General features: G+C 50.9%; 18 protein-coding genes. 3 read left to right on the forward strand and 15 right to left on the reverse strand.

Going from position 1 to position 16,931, the window contains the following annotated elements; translation table 11 throughout:
* Positions 1–519 precede the first annotated feature (519 nt).
* The 15 genes from ACTHPM_RS18600 to ACTHPM_RS18670 form a co-directional block, all read right to left on the reverse strand.
* A complete protein-coding gene (locus ACTHPM_RS18600) occupies positions 520–1,737 on the reverse strand; it encodes a TraB/GumN family protein (protein ID WP_440397283.1) in 1,218 nt (405 codons plus the stop codon).
* A 146-nt stretch (positions 1,738–1,883) separates the two neighbouring features.
* Positions 1,884–3,176: an ABC transporter permease gene (locus tag ACTHPM_RS18605; RefSeq protein ID WP_440397282.1), complete on the reverse strand. Its 1,293-nt coding sequence runs from the start codon at positions 3,174–3,176 to the stop codon at positions 1,884–1,886.
* Entirely contained in the window at positions 3,169–4,071 is a 903-nt protein-coding gene (locus ACTHPM_RS18610) for an ABC transporter ATP-binding protein (RefSeq protein ID WP_440397281.1), read from the reverse strand. Before ACTHPM_RS18610 ends, ACTHPM_RS18605 begins: the two co-directional genes overlap by 8 nt.
* Before the next feature lie 2 nt (positions 4,072–4,073).
* A complete protein-coding gene (locus ACTHPM_RS18615) occupies positions 4,074–4,988 on the reverse strand; it encodes an ABC transporter ATP-binding protein (protein ID WP_440397280.1) in 915 nt (304 codons plus the stop codon).
* A complete protein-coding gene (locus ACTHPM_RS18620) occupies positions 4,989–5,399 on the reverse strand; it encodes a GntR family transcriptional regulator (RefSeq protein WP_440421630.1) in 411 nt (136 codons plus the stop codon).
* Between the two features lie 83 nt (positions 5,400–5,482).
* Complete coding sequence (locus ACTHPM_RS18625; protein ID WP_440397278.1) at positions 5,483–6,202, reverse strand: hypothetical protein; 720 nt, start codon at positions 6,200–6,202, stop codon at positions 5,483–5,485.
* Between the two features lie 233 nt (positions 6,203–6,435).
* Positions 6,436–7,272 carry a DUF4850 domain-containing protein gene (locus ACTHPM_RS18630; protein ID WP_440397277.1) on the reverse strand — a complete coding sequence of 279 codons (837 nt, stop codon included), beginning with the start codon at positions 7,270–7,272 and terminating at the stop codon, positions 6,436–6,438.
* Between the two features lie 368 nt (positions 7,273–7,640).
* On the reverse strand, positions 7,641–8,105 hold the full coding sequence (locus tag ACTHPM_RS18635; protein WP_440397276.1) for a DUF420 domain-containing protein: 465 nt from the start codon (positions 8,103–8,105) through the stop codon (positions 7,641–7,643).
* A gap of 30 nt (positions 8,106–8,135) precedes the next feature.
* Positions 8,136–9,047: a cytochrome c oxidase assembly factor CtaG gene (gene ctaG, locus ACTHPM_RS18640; RefSeq protein WP_440397275.1), complete on the reverse strand. Its 912-nt coding sequence runs from the start codon at positions 9,045–9,047 to the stop codon at positions 8,136–8,138.
* Between the two features lie 99 nt (positions 9,048–9,146).
* The gene (locus ACTHPM_RS18645; protein WP_440397274.1) at positions 9,147–9,470 is read right to left on the reverse strand and encodes a cytochrome C oxidase subunit IV family protein; all 324 of its coding nucleotides are present in this window, start codon (positions 9,468–9,470) and stop codon (positions 9,147–9,149) included.
* Positions 9,471–9,473: 3 nt separating this feature from the next.
* A complete protein-coding gene (locus tag ACTHPM_RS18650; protein ID WP_440397273.1) occupies positions 9,474–10,100 on the reverse strand; it encodes a cytochrome (ubi)quinol oxidase subunit III in 627 nt (208 codons plus the stop codon).
* On the reverse strand, positions 10,097–11,947 hold the full coding sequence (ctaD, locus tag ACTHPM_RS18655) for a cytochrome c oxidase subunit I (protein ID WP_440397305.1): 1,851 nt from the start codon (positions 11,945–11,947) through the stop codon (positions 10,097–10,099). The genes ACTHPM_RS18650 and ctaD overlap by 4 nt, the downstream gene beginning before the upstream one ends.
* A 79-nt stretch (positions 11,948–12,026) precedes the next feature.
* Complete coding sequence (coxB, locus tag ACTHPM_RS18660; RefSeq protein WP_440397272.1) at positions 12,027–13,070, reverse strand: cytochrome c oxidase subunit II; 1,044 nt, start codon at positions 13,068–13,070, stop codon at positions 12,027–12,029.
* A 380-nt stretch (positions 13,071–13,450) separates the two neighbouring features.
* Positions 13,451–14,200, reverse strand: a complete 750-nt coding sequence (gene map, locus ACTHPM_RS18665) for a type I methionyl aminopeptidase (protein ID WP_440397271.1) — start codon at positions 14,198–14,200, stop codon at positions 13,451–13,453.
* Between the two features lie 190 nt (positions 14,201–14,390).
* Entirely contained in the window at positions 14,391–14,579 is a 189-nt protein-coding gene (locus ACTHPM_RS18670; RefSeq protein WP_036651115.1) for a hypothetical protein, read from the reverse strand.
* A gap of 361 nt (positions 14,580–14,940) precedes the next feature.
* Between ACTHPM_RS18670 and ACTHPM_RS18675 the strand changes: the two genes are divergently transcribed.
* The 3 genes from ACTHPM_RS18675 (at position 14,941) to ACTHPM_RS18685 (ending at position 16,857) form a co-directional block, all read left to right on the forward strand.
* Complete coding sequence (locus tag ACTHPM_RS18675; protein WP_440397270.1) at positions 14,941–15,963, forward strand: serine hydrolase domain-containing protein; 1,023 nt, start codon at positions 14,941–14,943, stop codon at positions 15,961–15,963.
* 107 nt (positions 15,964–16,070) lie between these two features.
* Positions 16,071–16,355: a transposase gene (locus ACTHPM_RS18680; RefSeq protein WP_440397269.1), complete on the forward strand. Its 285-nt coding sequence runs from the start codon at positions 16,071–16,073 to the stop codon at positions 16,353–16,355.
* 160 nt (positions 16,356–16,515) lie between these two features.
* The gene (locus tag ACTHPM_RS18685) at positions 16,516–16,857 is read left to right on the forward strand and encodes a DUF4870 domain-containing protein (RefSeq protein ID WP_440397268.1); all 342 of its coding nucleotides are present in this window, start codon (positions 16,516–16,518) and stop codon (positions 16,855–16,857) included.
* Positions 16,858–16,931 lie beyond the last annotated feature (74 nt).

The raw sequence follows: 16,931 nt of genomic DNA on the forward strand, positions 1-16,931 counted from the left end.
TGGGTCAAACTCGGCTGAGTCGATCATTTTCAATCTTCATCTTCGAAAGAGCGATTCGCTCATTTTGAAACTGACGAGATTACTTAAAATCTCTTTTATGCTCCGCAAATCATTCAGCCAGAACGCTTGAACCAATTTGCTTCGCGATCGGCTTTGCAAGCAAAGCCTTTTCTCACTCGTTGTTCAGTTTTCAAAGATCAAATTCTTTTTCGTCACCGCCAAAGTGTTTCATCGGCGACAACTTTTATAGTATATCATCTTTCGACAATTTCCGCAAGAACTTTTTTGAAGTTCTTTTCTCTCACCTTGCGTACCCGTCGACCGGCGAAACATATTGTTTGTGGCCGGACTAATAATATAACCTTTTGGAGCGATCATTTCAAGTTGTAATTATTACCAACATGGAATTGCTGATAACCAGTTGTCCCTCTAAGGATATTGCAGATCGTTTCATACAAAGAAGAAGGTCCCCCCTCCTTTTGGATTAGGTACCTTCTTGCCATTTCCGTGTATGCTTTGTCACTTTCGAACGACGTTGTATCCTTTATCCTCAAGCAGCTTGATGATGCCATGCTCGCCCAGGTAGTGGGCAGAACCAACTACGATGAAGTATTCTTCTTTTTTTCCGTTTTTCAGATATCCATCGATTTTATCCGCCATTCCGATATTACGGTCCATCAGCATGGCCTTATTATACTCCGCATCGCCGGACATACTGTTCGTCAACTCTAGCAGCGCTTTGTCATCGCCTTGTTTCCACATATCCGCCATGTCATTCACCGTATCATCCAGAACATCGAAGTTGTCCAATGCTGCGTTCAGGTTTTTTTCCTGCAGTTCTTTGGAAAAGCCGTTGAACATGCTCAGTTGGGATTCGTAGGATTCCAACTCTACCACCGGGATTTTGCGTTCGATTGCTTTTTGGATAAAATACAAATCGATCCCCGCAGCCCCCTCATATCCGGCATTCATGGCTTTCAGGCTGCTGATCGTCGATTCCGCGACCCAGGGCTTGAAAGCATCCAAGGCGTTCGGCTGCAGGCCGCTTTGCTGCATAATCTTGCCCAGCTTGGCGTACGTTTCACCAGATATGTGATCCTTCAGCGTTGTCCCATCCTGGTACATGCCCATATCCATAACCAATTGTTGCTGTGCCTCGTCGGCTGATTTGCTTAAATCAATTTCGACGCCGAGATAGTCGGCCTCTCCAAACGCTTCTTCAAACTCAGGACGGAGCGGGTAGAAGCTATCATCCGCAATATGCATGGAACCTACCAGGTATACCGTATTCCCGTTGCTCTCCACTTCCCACATGAACCCGCGGCCGCCGCTCTTCGCGGTTTCGGCTGCCTTTGAAACGAGCAGTATTGTGCGCGTACCGGCATCCCAGCGAACTTCATAACCGGCAGCATCCCCTACAACACGAATGGGCGCGTAGGTCACGCCTTGAATGCGTTTGAGCTTGCTTCTCAGCGTGATCGTTTTGCCATCCACGACCGCATGGATCGTACTATCTGCCGCATCCATCAGCTTCGCGTCCATTGCCTGGAGCGTCGTTCTCAGCGGAACATACGTCGTGCCTTGATCGATGACCGGGGCGCCTCCGGCAGCATATTCAACGAGATGATCGTTGACCTTAACGGCAGGCTGCTGCGGAGCAGCCATAGCAGGCGCTGCGGTAGCCATCATTCCTGCCGAAATCGTGATCGATAAGAGCATTCGTTTCCAATTCTTCATGTTTATCCCCCCTGTTGTCCTCTGCTATATGTATGGTTGGCCTAATCATGGCATGAGCTCGGTACTATGGCACCCGTGCTCATGCCTCTGTTTTTTTGTTTGAATGCTGTGATTGTTTTGTTTATTTCTCTTTCTCTGTACGTAACCTAGATTTTGTACGCCTTCATCGCCTTGCGAAGCTCCTTGAACGATGGGCGCTTGCCGTACATCAGGACGCCCGTGCGGTAGATCTTCGCGGACAGCCAGCCAAACACCAGAATCGCCAGGATCAGAAGGGCAAGGGAAACAAGGATCTGCCATACCGGCACCTCGCCCATACCGATGCGCACCAGCATCGAGGTTGGAGCCGTGAACGGAATAAAGCTGGTCACCTTGATCAGCATGCTTTCCGGCGTGCTGATGCTGAAAATGCCGATGTAGAAGGTTGCGAGTCCGAGCATCGTAATCGGCATAACTGCCTGCCCGAGCTCCTCCGTGCGGCTCACAATGGAGCCGACAGCGGCGTAGAGCACCGCGAACAGAAAGTAACCGAAGATATAGAACAGCAATCCGTATACCAGAACAGAGAGATTAATGTCCGACAGGCTGAGATGGAACTCCTCCAGCATGCCCACGTTGTTTGGCAGCATTACGTTCGCGGCAACGACGGCGCCGAAAACGGCGATCTGGGTAATGCCCACCAGGAAAATCCCGATGATTTTGCCGAACATCTGGTTGAGTGGCGATACGCTGGTGATCAGAATTTCCATGATGCGCGAGCTTTTCTCGGCAGTGACCTCTGCGGCAATCATGTTGCCTGTCATCATATTGGAAGTGAAGAACAGAATCATCAGGAAATATACGATCACATAGTTCATGATTTTCTGGTTGTTGTTCTTTTCCATATCCCCGCCAGCATTCTTGGCATCGTCGGAGATATCGAGCGAGCTCAGCATAACCGGCTTATTCAGTGCGGCGATCTGCTCAGCGGTCAGGGAGTCCTTTGTGATTATCGTCGTTTTGACGTTTTGCAGCGCTCCCTGTAGATAGGTGTTCAGACTTTGACTGATGTCCCCCTCGCCTGCATAGGTGACCTTCGGAAACGACTTATCGGCCGGATCATCTTCGAATTTCAGGTATCCTTCCAATTTGCCGTCTTTGACGTCTTTCTTCAGCTGATCTTCCGTGCTTCCTTCATATGGGACAAACGCGTAATCCTTGTCTCCCCCTGCCGCTGCGTATCTCTCAAGCTCTGCAGCCGTCTCCTGCTGGCTTGTGTACAGAAGCCCGATTTGCGTTGCCTTGCCGTCATCCCCGCCGCTGAACTTTTTGATCATATAAGGCACGTTCATGCCGATCGTAATGAGGATGGCCAGGATTAGGGTTGTAATCAGAAAGGACTTCGTTTTGACTTTATTTTTAAATGTGAATCCGATAATGGTTCCCAAATTGTTATTCATTGGACTCCCCCACCTCTTGAATGAAGATTTGGTTCAGCGTCGGCTCCTTGATTTCGAAGCGTTCGACTGTCGTTTCCGCCATCGCGTGCTGCAGGATCATCTGGGCCGTATCCGGCGTGCCGATGTGAATATGGTAGCCCCGGTCCACGCGCTCCACCGACTTGACTCCCGGAATGGAATCCAGGCGGTCCACCTGACCTTGCGTGTACAGAATGACTTCCTCGCGAGGGTAGCGGCTTTTGATTTCCTTGATATCGCCTTGCACGACCGTATTAGACCGGTGAAGGATCGTAATTCGGCGGCACAGCTCTTCGACATGCTCCATGCGGTGGGTTGAGAACAGGATGCTCGTTCCGTTGTCACGAAGCTCTTTAACCGTCATCTTCAGCAGCTCCACGTTGACCGGATCAAGACCGCTGAAAGCCTCATCCAAAATCAAAATTTGCGGCTTGTGCACGATTGCGGCGATAAAGCCCATTTTCTGCTGATTCCCCTTGGACAGCTCCTCGATCCGTTTATCGTAATACTCCGGCACCTCGAAGCGGTCAAGCCAGTAGCGCAGGCTTTTGTCTGCATCCTGTTTGGACATGCCGCGCAGGCGGGCCAGGTACACGATTTGTTCGCTGACCTTGATCTTCGGGTATAACCCGCGCTCCTCCGGAAGATAGCCCATAACGCTCGTCAATTCATTGCTGTACGGCTTGCCGTGATAACGGATTTCGCCTCCGTCCGGATAAATGAGACCAAGGACCATCCGCATCGTGGTCGTCTTGCCGGCTCCGTTCGCTCCCAAGAGCCCGTAAATCTCGCCCTGCTCGACCTCCAGCGAAATGTTGTTTACCGCCGTCTTCTCCCCGTACTGCTTGAACACATGATTGAGCTGCAACGATACCATGATTACTCCCCTCTCCCCGTCTGCGTTCCCGCAGGCAGATGGCCCTTTAGCCATAGGCTTAATATTTCATCAAGCTCGAGCGTCCTTGTCTTCAAAACCGGTATGCCCGAGTCCTGCAAAATCCGTTCTGTCGCTTGGCACTGCGTTGTTATCATCCGTATGACGCCCTGAAAATCCTGCTGGACCTGGATAATCCCCGGCAAATCCTCGGCGAGGTCTGTGCTGCCGTTCACCCAAACTTCCTTCCAATTATCCATCAGGCTGTCCTTCTCCGCCATGCCGTGCAGCTTGCCGTGATGCAGGAGCAGCACGTAGTCCGCCAGTCTCTTCACCTCATCCACGATGTGCGTGGACAGGAGGATGGTGGCCTCGCCCGATTCCATGTAGCTTCTAAGCTCATCAATCATCAGCTTCCATGCGAAGGGGTCAAGCCCCGAGGAGGGTTCATCAAGCAGCAACAGTGTCGGACGCGGCGCCAGGGCTGCCGAAATCTCGTATTTGCGCCGCTCTCCCTTGGACATTTTCTTCAGCTTGATGTTGCGGGGAACCTTGAATTTCCCCAGCAGCTCTTCAAAATACATCTGATCCCACGCGGGATACCACTGTGCCCGAAACTCCGCCGCTTCCTCTGCGGTCAAGTTATCTTCTTCGCTGCTGGATTTCTCGGATACGAACCCGATCTGCTGCCGGATCGGCTGCGGTATCTGCTTCTCGTAGCTCTCGCCGAACCAGGAAATGGTGCCCCGGTCGGGAAAGACAATTTTCAGCATCATATGCATGAGCGTGCTTTTGCCCGATCCGTTTTCCCCGATGAGTCCGACCACGTACCCTTTAGGCAGCTTCAAATCGATGGGACCAATCAGCTTCTGCCGCATTTTCTTCTCGACACCCTTCATTTCAATGGCTGCCTGTTCCATCTATCCTTCACCTTCTCCCTTCGCCGGATGATATTTCTGATTCAATATCGTTAAGAACAGCTCTTTCAGCTCTTCTTCCTCACATTTGACCGAAATGCCGACATCGACGGCTGAGCTCAGTGCCTCTTCTACCGCTTCCCGTCTGAATACTTCGCGCTGCGAATTCCCAACCTTGGCGACAAACGTTCCGGTCCCCTGCTTCGTCCGCAGCAGTCCTTCGCTCTCCAGGTCCTGGTAAACCCGGCGAACGGTAATCACGCTGCAGTTCAATCCTCCGGCAAATTCCCTGATGGATGGCAATAGGGTTCCCTCCTTGATTTGTCCGCTGATAATCAGCGATCTTAATTGGGATTCGATCTGATGGTAAAGCGGTTCAGCGCTGTTTTCATTCAGTTGTATAGGAATCCACACCTTTCGCACCTCACCCCTTGCTTCTTTGACCCATGCCGCTTACTGCAGCACAGCTGCCTATCGCATGTATGTATCGCAGTCTGTTACACCAGATCCCTGATTTGGAGGTTTCTGAGCGTGATTTTGGTGAACATCGTCAGGCTCACTGCCGCCGCTGCCAGCATCATCCACATCAGGGGAGACAGCAGCTTCCATTGAGTCGCTTGTTCTATTGAGTAGTTCAGCAGGTTCCCGCCGCATACTTTGATGATGACCGCTGCCACAACCGCTGCCGCGAGCAGGATGAACGTCGATCTGAAGTATGCCTTCCCGTGCTTCGAAAATTCAAAATACATGTACGCCCCGGACATCATCATTCCGTATCCGATCCAAGTGAGCGCCAGCGCAAGATAACCTGCAATGGACAATTCGCTCCGCAGTGGACCGGCAGTCCAATACATCAGACCGAAGAAGACGAAGCCGTTCATGAGAAAGGCCAGGAAAATCTGTATCAGCCGGTAGATAATCACCACATGGTCCGAAATCGGCAGCGCCCGGAAATAGGCCAGCATTTGCGTATAAGAATCTTCGCTCAAGTACTTAAACGATCTTCGGCAAAAGTAGAAGCCCAGCATCGGAAGCAGCAGCAGAAACAATCCGTCGAGCACCGGGTTCGTGTATCCCGGAGATTCTGTTCGTCCTCTCATGGCCATGCCGAACGTGAACGCCATGTAAGCCGCATAGACAAACGTCCATATAAAATATTTCTTCTCGCCTTTCAGATCTTTGACGATCATCGACCAAGCCTTCTTCGCATTTTCCAAACGGCTCTCCCCCGCTCACTCTTCATTATCTGTCAGGTGTGTATATACACCTCATCGGTGTGCTTACTGTGTATATCTTTATACACAGTATATAGGGTGAATATCAAACGCGCAATAGGTTAAGCCGAATTATTTTGGAAAATTTTTGAATGTCTATGATTTGTGCACAAAAAAAGACCCGCAGCCCTTTAGAGGGCTATGGGTCTTATCTACCAGTTGAACGGCAGCATAGGTTAATAGAAAAAGGCCGATGGGTATTTGGAATAAAATCCAAGCATGGACTGCAGCATTTGTGCTTGTTCTTCCGGCGCCTCGATCTCCAGCATCGTGAATTGGGTGTTTGTCTCCTCAACGAGCCGGTACGCCATTCCTTCGGTTTTGTACCTCTCATTCGTCTTCTGCAGTGTGTACCGCAACAAGTGCCCGCTTAACTCCGACCTGCTGATAAACGCTGGAGGTTCAGCGATGAATCCCTTTTCGTCCGCCCATTTCTCCATGTTCGGAAAATAACTCCCGATCCGCTGGATCGCGCATCCCATGCAAGAGCCAATGTCCAGATAAGTCATGCGAATCTTCGGATTCAACGGATCCTGCAGGATGATTTTGACCGAACCGTCCATTCCCGTATCGGCGCTTGCCACTTCCCAATTTCGCGGTGCCAGAAGAAGATAGCCATAGCTGCTGCCTTCATTCAGAAAGTATGCTCCCCATCTCGTCAACTCCGAAGGATGAAGAGAGACACCTTTCAGCACAGGAAGTTCCTTATGGGGGAGATTCGTAGGAATGTCCTCGCCGTAAAATTTGCCCGAGATGCAGTACAGCGGAATTTGATGCATGCCATCACCGGATGATGACTCCAGCTTCAGCACGCCGCATTGCACGGAGGACTGCTTGCTGGCCTCGGGATCGCCCCCGCTTGCATGAGGCATTGAATCAGACGTTCCGGACATTGGCGATGCCGGGGCCTGAGGATGCTTTACTGATTCGTGTTGTTGATCTGCCGACATCTTTTCGGGGTTCGATAACGAGGTGGTGAACAGTAATGCCAAAATGGCTGCAGCAGCCAGCATATACCGTCCTCCCCTCCGCCCCCCATGTTTCAAAAAGCGGATACGTTTCATGTGGATCCCGGACCTTTTCAGTGATTTTGAGGTTCACCCTTATAAACTCTAAACGTGATTAGGAGCCGTAATGTTACCGTTTATTTTTGGCTTTCCTTATTTAATACCCACATTCTAGGTCCAGGAACATACAAATCACGACAAAATGCTATTTTTTCGATCCACTCCTTATTTAAATGATTCGGTGGTCTTATGAACATCCGCCCAGATACTAATATGAAGCGAAAGCAGCAAAAAGACCTTTTCCCTATGCCTGCTTGCAGACACCGGAAAAGGCCTCCTATGCTCGCCGAAATGGCGAATAAATGATGATTATCTTATGCTCCCAGAATTACATCCCAGACCGGCTTTGTATGACCGCCAGGATACAAGATGTAGAGCAGCACATATACCGCTACGCCGGTCACGGCCGTAACGAACCAGATCGTGGCTGTTACTCTTCCCCACTTCCGGTGCTTCGAGAATTTCTCCTTGAAACCGAGCACCAGCGTGGTTATTCCAAATACGGCCGCAATCGTTGCCAGCGTAATATGGAAAATCAGGAAGATCTGATAATACACCTTCATTTCATCGGATCCGCCCCACGATGTATTGCCCACGAAGGCTGTTCGGGAGACGTAAATAATGAAGAACAGCAGCGCGGCGATCGCACCGCAAATCATGACTTTTTTGTGGGCATCCCGTTTGCCCTGAATGATGAGCACCCACCCGATTGCCACCAGAATCGCACTGATGACAATAAAAGATGTGCTGACCGTTGGCATCAGCATATATAAATCCATGAAAATCCTCCTTACCTCGGTTACATCAGCTTATGCTTGGTTCAATGAACCTTCGCCGAATTCGGCTGGCGCTATATCGTCATCTTCTTTATTCTCAGTCTTATACCATTGGAAAAATACCCTTCCGAGCATGGATGCGAAAATAAATTCCTGAATGAACTTCATCACGATTCCGCCAACCTGCTGATCTACCTTCGTGCTCATGATGTTGAAAAAAGTGGGTCCGCCAAAAGCCTGCAGCAGCTTCGATGGATCTCCGGATACGCAGTATCCCATCGCTTGGGCCCAGATATTCGGATCGCTGTAAGTCGCGTACATCGGCTCTGTCGAGAAAATAATCAGACCGCAGGCCGGTGTCAGCAGGACCATGTTCAGAAAGATAAAGCCGATCTTCGCGAGTCCGGAAGCTCTGTTCTTCTCGGGCAGCGGATTGATCAGGGTCCACCACATCAGAATGGCCGCGATGAACAGCACCAGATAATACAATCGGTGCAGTGCGAAATGCAGCATCACATAATCATGTACGGCCGGGAAGTGATAGAAAGAGAATAATCCGTTGAACACGACCGCCGCAACGACAGGCTTGGCAAAAAAGCCAAGCTTCTTGAACGGATTCACTCTCAGTATCGCTCGCCACAACCATGCGGGAATTCCCATCATCAGAAGCGGCGGCGCTACCAGATAAGATAGTGCCATCGTGGTCATATGAAACGTAAACATCATGTGTCCGAGCAGACTGATCGGCCCGCCTTGAGCAAGGTACAGAATAAACATACCGCAGACGAAGCTGATCTTTTTGCTTAGAGACACCGGTTCAGCGCCCGCAAACCTCTCACTCAGCGGCCCGATAACAACAAAATACGCAGCCGTTACGATCAGCATAAATGCGAGAAATAACGGACTGAACAAAGCGCTAAAGCTAAAATATTCTAACCCCAGCATGTTAAAACCTCCTCCCAGGCAGACTCATATCTGTCGAAATTGTGACATCTCTGCTTCATTTAAAAAAAGAGGGGGCAATCGCCCGCCTCTTTGTCTATTTTACCACCAAACCCAGTACAACGCGGTGACAATCGCTGTACCTGCTACGAAGAATCCGCCGATCATGAAAATGATTGGCATCATATGACCCCGATCCTTCAAGTGCATCCAGTAACCCATTTGCACCAGAACTTGAAGGACGGCCATCACGAGGAGGAACAAGACCGTAAACGCCGTGTTCACTCCTCCTGCAATAACAGCGGCGAAAGCGATGGCTGTCAGAATGATGGAGAAAATGAATACTACAATATGCTTTTGAGGTCCCTCATGACGTTGGCTGTGCTTCACCGCGTCACGAGTCGCCCGATGATCTGCAGAAGTCATGCCTTAGCCCACCTTTCCGAGCAGGTAAACAACCGTGAAGATGAATACCCACACGACGTCGATAAAGTGCCAATACATTGCCGACACATAAACCTTAGGCGCCGTTACAACCGTCAATCCCTTTTTGAACAGCTGTCCAATCAGGACAGAAATCCAGAGTACGCCGAACGCAACGTGGGCACCGTGGAAACCAACCAACGTATAGAACGCCGAACTGAATGCGCTGGTTGTCATGCCGAATTTATCTGCCGTTACATATTCATAGAACTCGTAAATTTCGAGGCCAAGGAAGCCAAGGCCCAGAATAACCGTAATGATTAACCATACGCGAAGCTTGGCGACGTTATGACGGTGCATCGCCTGTACGGCGAACACGCTGGTCAAGCTGCTGACGAGCAGGATCAAAGTCGCAATGGCTGTCGTCGTAAACGAGAACAACTCGCTTGCAGTCGGCCCTTCATTCGTCTGATTGCGAAGCGCAAGAAAAGTCGCGAACAGGGTACCGAACAGCACGGCCTCTCCACCAAGGAAGAGCCAGAAGCTGAGCACTTTATTGCGGCCTTCCAACGTCGCTTTTTCCGGTTCGTGCGGCAATGCGCCGTCTACCGTTTCTGCATGCGTTGTACTCATGCTTTTACCCCCTCTTCATCGAGCTCTTCCACTTCGATGTGCCAGCCGTGATCGTCATACAGGGAACGCAGCAGCATGGAACCGAAAGTGATCAACAAACCGATAATGACGACAATCCAGTTATTGAAGATCAGGCTCATAAAGGAATTCGAGAAATCCTCTTTACTGAACATGAATCCAAGACCGGCAATGAAAATCCCCACAGACATTACGAAAGGAAGAATCGTTGGCGAAGGCATATGAATCGGTCCGAGCGGTTCTGCCGGAGTCATGCCTTTGTTGCCAGCCATTTTCTCTTTCCACAAAGCGTCGATACCGCGAACAAGCGGAATCTGCTTGAAGTTGTACTCCGGAGGAGGGGATGGAATCGCCCATTCCAGTGTACGTCCGTCTCCCCATGGATCATCCGGCAAGCCTTTAGGCTTGAAGGCTGTAGCAATCGCATTGATCAGGAAGAACAGAATACCGATACCCATCATAATCGCGCCGATAGTACTTACCATATTCAGCGTATCGAAGCCTTGGTTAGGCAGGTACGTAAATACGCGGCGCTGCATGCCCATCAGACCAAGGAAATGCTGTACGAAGAAGGTCAGATGGAAACCGATGATAAAGAACCAGAAAGACAATTTGCCAAGCGTTTCGTTCAGCATGCGGCCGAACATCTTAGGCCACCAGTAATGCAGGCCTGCGAGCAAACCGGATACGAGGCCACCCACGATAACGTAGTGGAAGTGAGCTACAACGAAATAGGTATCATGGAACTGGAAGTCGGCAGGAGCCGATGCCAGCATAACCCCTGTCACGCCACCCATAACGAAGGTAGGGATGAATCCGATCGCAAACAGGTTCGGGCTTGTAAAGCGGATCTGTCCGCCCCACATGGTGAACAGCCAGTTAAAGATTTTGATACCCGTAGGTACCGCGATCAACATCGTAGCAATCGAGAACAGTGCGTTTGCAACCGGGCCAAGACCCGTTGTAAACATGTGGTGAGCCCACACCATGAAGCCCAGGAAGGCAATCAGAATGGTTGCGAACACCATGGAACTGTAACCGAAAAGACGCTTGCGTGCGAATGTCGGTATAACCTCGGAAATCACGCCGAATGCCGGCAGGATGAGGATATATACTTCAGGGTGGCCAAATATCCAGAAGATATGCTGCCAAAGAACGGAGTTACCGCCGTTGGCGACTTCGAAGAAGTTGGCTCCCAAAATACGGTCAAACGAAAGCAGTACCAGACCAACTGTGATGGCCGGGAATGCGAACAGAATCATCGCGGACGTAATGAAAGATGTCCATGTGAACATCGGCATTCTCATGAAGGACATGCCCGGAGCGCGCATCGTGATGATCGTCGCCAGGAAGTTAATGCCCCCGATCAGCGTACCGAGACCGGCTATCTGTAAGCCGACGGTGTAAAAATCGACACCGTGCGTCGTACTGTAAGTATTTGTCGAAAGCGGGGTATATGACGTCCAGCCCGCATCCGGTGCACCGCCCATAATCCAGCTCAGATTCAGCAGGACTCCGCCGAACAGGAACGTCCAGAATCCGAGCGAGTTCAGAAACGGAAACGCAACGTCGCGCGCACCGATTTGGAGCGGAATGACCGCGTTCATCAGTGCGAAGATCACAGGCATGACGCCCAGGAAGATCATCGTCGTACCGTGCATTGTAATCAGTTCGTTAAAGGTTTGGGCTGATACGAAATCGTTCATCGGCTTGATCAGCTGCAAGCGGATCAATACCGCTTCAATACCGCCGATCCCAAAGAACAAACCGCCAGCCAGTAAGTAAAGTATGGCTATTTTCTTATGGTCGACTGTTGTAAGCCAATCCATTAAGCCCTTATGGCGCTTGACACTATGAGCATGAGCCAAGGTTGGTACCCCCTCTTATAAAAATCTTGCTGCTTAACGTTTAGTAATCCAGTTTGTAGTTCGCCAAGTAGTCGGCAATGCCATCGATTTGTTCATCTGTCAGACCCAAATCTTTTGGAGCTGGCATTTTGTTGCCCGGTTTCACGGCTTGCGGATCGTTAAGCCATTCTTTCATGTTTTCTTTAACCGGTTTGCCTCCGTCTTGACCTTCGTTCAGCAAGATACCGGCAACCGATTCACGGGAACCGATGCCTGTAAGATTCGGAGCTACTGGGCCACCTTGGTCGCCTACAGCATGGCAAGACAAGCAGGACTTCTTGAACGTTTCGGCCAAGGCTTGATCTTTAGGCAGAACAGCCGGTGCTTTCATGGCTGCTACCCATTTGTCGAACGAATCCGGGCTTACAGCTTTCACCTTGAATTCCATCAAACCGTGCGAAGGGCCGCAAAGCTCGGCGCATTTACCGCGGTAAACTCCCTCTTTATCGGTTTTGAAGCTGAAACGGTTGATCGTTCCATCCGGGTTCGTGTCCATTTTACCGGACAGGGAAGGTACCCAGAAAGAGTGAAGCACGTCGGCTGTCTTCAGCTCGAAGGCAATGTTCTTGCCTGTCGGGAAGACGAGCTCCTGAGCGGTTTTCACGCCGTACTGCGGATAGTCGAACTCCCACCAGTATTGGTGCGAAGTCACTTTCACCTGTACGGAACCCTTTTCATTATAGTGGTCGTCACCGAACGCAAAAATCTTTTGAACCGTAGGCACGGCCAGAATGAATACCAGAATAAGCGGAATTACAGTCCAGATAATCTCCAGCTTGAAGTTGCCTTCCACTTGCTCAGGCACATCGGTTTGTCCCTTTTTCCTGCGGAACTTAATCAAAACGTATACCGCAATTGCAAATACGACGATCAAGACCACGATCATAATCGTGATTGAGAGCTTCATCAAATCGTACTGTCCTTCCGCCACAGGCCCCTGTGGACGTAATGCCGACAAGTCCTCGCGGCCGCACCCGGCTAAAAGCAGAGAAAATACTGCGAGCAAGGGAAGGAGTCGCTTTACAGCCTGCCACCGTTTCATCATTGATCTACCCCACTTTGTACATTTTCACAGGCACCGCCAAAGAGACTCTTGGGCGGCCTGTCACCTGTGCTATAACGGATGAATTGCTACTGTCAATTAAAACAATCACCTATTTAATATAAGTTTAAGGTACTATTTTGTCAATGTTTCTGACCTAGTTCACAAATTGTTCGAAAAGTGCTGAAAGTCGCGCCACACAAGCGTTTGCAATCGTTTCCACCCTGCCTGCATGCCCCTGACTGCCCCTCCGTTTGGAACCTTCGCAATCCCTTTTCGTATACCCACATTTCCTCCCTTTCATTCATATTTCCCCTTTTTCCAGCCTTTGAATCGTCACCAATCCGTCAATTTTCAACAAAAAAAGGAGCCACGCAGGGCTCCTAACCGGTGATTAACAGCGGTCCTTCCGCCGTGATCGCGACGGTATGCTCAAACTGGACTCCGCAGGTGCCGTCCGCCGTCTGGATGCTCCATCCGTCATCGTTCCACAATACGGCGCCGGTCGAACCCAGCGTGAATATCGGTTCTACGGTAATGACCATGCCTTCGGTCAGCCGGACTCCGTCCCCCGGCCTTCCGTGGTTCGGCACGTCGGGAGGTTCATGAAGCTGTCTGCCGATGCCGTGGCCGACCAGTGGCTTCACCACGCCGTAGCGTCCTTTGCGAGCCGCCCTTTCGATCGCATGCCCGATATCTCCGGTTGTATGGCCTACCCTGGCCTGGTCGATGCCGGCATACAGCGCCTGTTCGGTTTTGACCAGCAGTTTCTGAAGCGGCCGGCTGAGCTTCCCGATCCCATAACTCCAACCGGAATCCGCGAGCCAGCCATCCTTGTTGACGACGATATCGATGGTTACCACATCCCCTTCCGCCAGAGGCACGTCGTTTGGAAACCCATGGCAGACGGTATCATTGACGGAAGCGCAGGTGGCAAACGGAAACCCGCGGTATCCCTTTTGTTCCGGCGTGGCGCCTTGCTTCGCCAGATAATCCTCAACGAATGCATCGATGGCAAGCGTGGTCATGCCCGGGCCGATCAGCCGGGCGATTTCCCGGTGACAGCTTGACAGAATGCGCCCCGCTTCCTGCATGTATCCGATCTCTTCCCTGCTTTTCAAGCTTATTTCCATGCTGCTGCTCCTCTCGCTTCTCGCGTATTGCCCTTCCGACGGGGAATGGTACACTATATGCGAAACGGAACCCGTACATCAGCATTCCACAACAAAAAAACCGCAGTCCCGCGAAAACGACTCGCGGGGTACGGTTTTATCATATGTCTTTCATTATTGTATTGGCCAGGCTGGGCTTGCACTGAAGTGATTATGAAACGGAAGAATTCATTCTTCCCAATTCATGCTCTACAACCGAGGTTAACTCTTCTTCGTACCCTCCCATAATATGGTATTTCCGGACATATTCCTTCACGAATTTCTTAGGATCTTTTGGCCGGAATATCCGTGTCATTTCCCGCAGACTTTCTTTTACTTCGTTGTGACCTTTAGTTGCCATGATAGTTCCCTCCCAAAACACTTGAATGGATTGCTCCAATTAAGAGAATGCCGAAAAGACCGTACCTGACATGAAGAAGTAGTCGTTTGCAGTTAGTTATTTAGGTTTGGGCTGAACGCTCCCGGCTGCCGTATAAGGTACTGGAAAATAACATACCCCAAGGCGGTAAGACTGAATCACTCCCTTCATTGTATCATATTCCGCTGTTGAAAACAGCTTTCCAGAAAAATGAATAGATTAAGTTTATTTACATTGAAAATTTTAACGTTCCTATCTTTGATCATCGGTCGATTGGGTTAAGTTAATGATAACGATGAACGACTTTCTGTTCATGAACCGCTCCAGAAGAGGAGGACCGATCATGGAAAACCAAGGCATGACGCTGCTTCAATCCCCTTCATACCGGACACCCCCGTTCTCCTATCAACACCCGGATAAAGCCGGCTGCAGTTTGCGGCTGCTGGACGAGGCCGATGTAAAGATCCGGAGCTCCTTCCCGAAAATGCGAAGCTTTCTCGTGGCCCGCCGGGGCAAGCTGATTTACGAAAAATACTACGGCGGTCACGGCAGCGGCTCGCTTAACGATTTAAGATCCGCTACCAAAAGCATTACGTCCATCCTCACCGGAATCGCCTTGGACCGAGGCCTTCTGCCGGGTCCGGATGAATCACTTATCGGAATTCTCGGTCGTTACACTGGCAAGCGGCCTCATCCTTCGTTAGACGCATCGCTGACCCTGCGGAGACTGTGGACCATGACCACGGGATTCGCCTGGCAAACAGGCAAGAAGCTCGGGGAGCCGCTGATCCACCGTTTTCACCGCAGCAGGAGCTGGGCATCGTTTGCCCTTTCCCTGCCCGTGCTGCCGGAGATGGTCGATCAGTTCCAATACCGCAGCACGGATACGCATCTGCTGTCCGTTGTTCTATCGGAATGCACCGGACAAGATGCATTTGCCTTTGCGAGGGAAAATTTGTTTGGTCCGCTCGGCATCGAACATGCAGCCTGGTCCTCCAGCCCGGAAGGTCACAGCATGGGCCATGTCGGGCTGTACCTCACATCCCGGGATATGGCCAAGCTAGGTGTCTGCTGTCTGGACCACGGACGCTGGCAGGGCAGGGGCATCATTCCCGGGGATTGGCTAAGCCAAGCACTGCAGCCGCAGGTGGAGGGATATCCGGCTTTCGGCGATTACGGGTTCGGCTTCTGGACGGGGAAAATGAACGGTCAGGTCTTCAGCTGTGCCCACGGCCACGGCGGACAGCAGATCTATCTGTTCCCCGAATCCGAAACGGTGGTCGTGTTCACCGCGGACAGCAAGGTGAGCCGCTGGAAGAATCCCCGCCCGCTGCTGCAGCAGCTGATCCTTGACGCATTGGATTAAGGCTTCGGACTTTCGGATAAATCAAAGCCGGCCAGGGAACATTAATAAGGCAGTCTTACGTCATTCGCGTCATTGTTCCAGACAACGCCATGGAGGAGGACTTTGGAATGAACAATAAAAACAAAGCGATGCTGCCCGTTTCCCGTGAAGAAGTCGAGGTGGACGGCGTGTACACCAACGAATGGGGCCGTGAAGAGGTTCTGCACAGAGGACAGGATTTCCCTGCCGATCCGATGCTTGGCACGACCGAATGGCAGCTTAGCGAATTCATTTACGATAACCATCACGAAGGCCGAACCGACCCCCGCCTGGTTCCGAAAGAGAACGACACCGATAAGATCGGCAAGATTACGCATCCACGCAGGCAGCAGCAGGGCGGAGACGCTTCGTAAAGCTTATTATCGGTATTCTATGCAAAAAAGCATCCTAAAGAGCAGGCAGCGGACCAATCCGTCGGCAAGCTTCTTGATGGATGCTTTTTTGTTTCACATAACTTGTCTCAGCCGGACATATGTATACAACAATCCGAAGTAAGACAAGGAGTGGTCATCGATGTCCCCTTTTTTCAAATCCTCTACAGGCCTGCCGGAAAATATTGCCGCAACCCTCTGTTACCTGTTCGCCTTCGTCGGCGGCATTGTATTTCTCGCGCTTGAGAAACGAAGCCGCTTCGTCCTCTTTCACGCCCTGCAGTCCGTATTCGCCTTCGGCGCCGTCATGATCGCGCATGTGCTTTGCGGTTTCATTCCCCTGATCGGCCCGCTGATTGCCGGACTGCTATCGATCCTGACGCTGGCCATGTGGATCATGCTGCTCTTCACCTCCTTGCAAGGAAAATGGCTGAAGCTTCCCTGGATCGGCGATTTGGCGGAGAAACAGCTCCGGCATCTGTAAACAAAGGCATATGTCCATTATTTCAGGGTTCCCTTTTGACGACAGAATTCTTACAATAAAGGCAAAGGGTTTCT

The sequence above is a fragment of the Paenibacillus sp. SAFN-054 genome (genome assembly GCF_051966755.1).
GTDB lineage: Bacteria > Bacillota > Bacilli > Paenibacillales > Paenibacillaceae > Paenibacillus_AQ.

What these genes read in the sequence shown, in the direction of transcription:
- ACTHPM_RS18685 (WP_440397268.1), top strand. Translation starts at nt 16,516, where the DNA reads ATGTCCCCTTTTTTCAAATCCTCTACAGGCCTGCCGGAAAATATTGCC.
- ACTHPM_RS18600 (WP_440397283.1), bottom strand. Translation starts at nt 1,737, where the DNA reads ATGAAGAATTGGAAACGAATGCTCTTATCGATCACGATTTCGGCAGGA.
- ctaD (WP_440397305.1), bottom strand. Translation starts at nt 11,947, where the DNA reads ATGGATTGGCTTACAACAGTCGACCATAAGAAAATAGCCATACTTTAC.
- ACTHPM_RS18670 (WP_036651115.1), bottom strand. Translation starts at nt 14,579, where the DNA reads ATGGCAACTAAAGGTCACAACGAAGTAAAAGAAAGTCTGCGGGAAATG.
- ACTHPM_RS18645 (WP_440397274.1), bottom strand. Translation starts at nt 9,470, where the DNA reads ATGACTTCTGCAGATCATCGGGCGACTCGTGACGCGGTGAAGCACAGC.
- ACTHPM_RS18615 (WP_440397280.1), bottom strand. Translation starts at nt 4,988, where the DNA reads ATGGAACAGGCAGCCATTGAAATGAAGGGTGTCGAGAAGAAAATGCGG.
- ctaG (WP_440397275.1), bottom strand. Translation starts at nt 9,047, where the DNA reads ATGCTGGGGTTAGAATATTTTAGCTTTAGCGCTTTGTTCAGTCCGTTA.
- ACTHPM_RS18630 (WP_440397277.1), bottom strand. Translation starts at nt 7,272, where the DNA reads ATGCTGGCTGCTGCAGCCATTTTGGCATTACTGTTCACCACCTCGTTA.
- ACTHPM_RS18650 (WP_440397273.1), bottom strand. Translation starts at nt 10,100, where the DNA reads ATGAGTACAACGCATGCAGAAACGGTAGACGGCGCATTGCCGCACGAA.
- ACTHPM_RS18680 (WP_440397269.1), top strand. Translation starts at nt 16,071, where the DNA reads ATGAACAATAAAAACAAAGCGATGCTGCCCGTTTCCCGTGAAGAAGTC.
- map (WP_440397271.1), bottom strand. Translation starts at nt 14,200, where the DNA reads ATGGAAATAAGCTTGAAAAGCAGGGAAGAGATCGGATACATGCAGGAA.
- ACTHPM_RS18675 (WP_440397270.1), top strand. Translation starts at nt 14,941, where the DNA reads ATGGAAAACCAAGGCATGACGCTGCTTCAATCCCCTTCATACCGGACA.
- ACTHPM_RS18610 (WP_440397281.1), bottom strand. Translation starts at nt 4,071, where the DNA reads ATGGTATCGTTGCAGCTCAATCATGTGTTCAAGCAGTACGGGGAGAAG.
- coxB (WP_440397272.1), bottom strand. Translation starts at nt 13,070, where the DNA reads ATGATGAAACGGTGGCAGGCTGTAAAGCGACTCCTTCCCTTGCTCGCA.
- ACTHPM_RS18635 (WP_440397276.1), bottom strand. Translation starts at nt 8,105, where the DNA reads ATGGATTTATATATGCTGATGCCAACGGTCAGCACATCTTTTATTGTC.
- ACTHPM_RS18605 (WP_440397282.1), bottom strand. Translation starts at nt 3,176, where the DNA reads ATGAATAACAATTTGGGAACCATTATCGGATTCACATTTAAAAATAAA.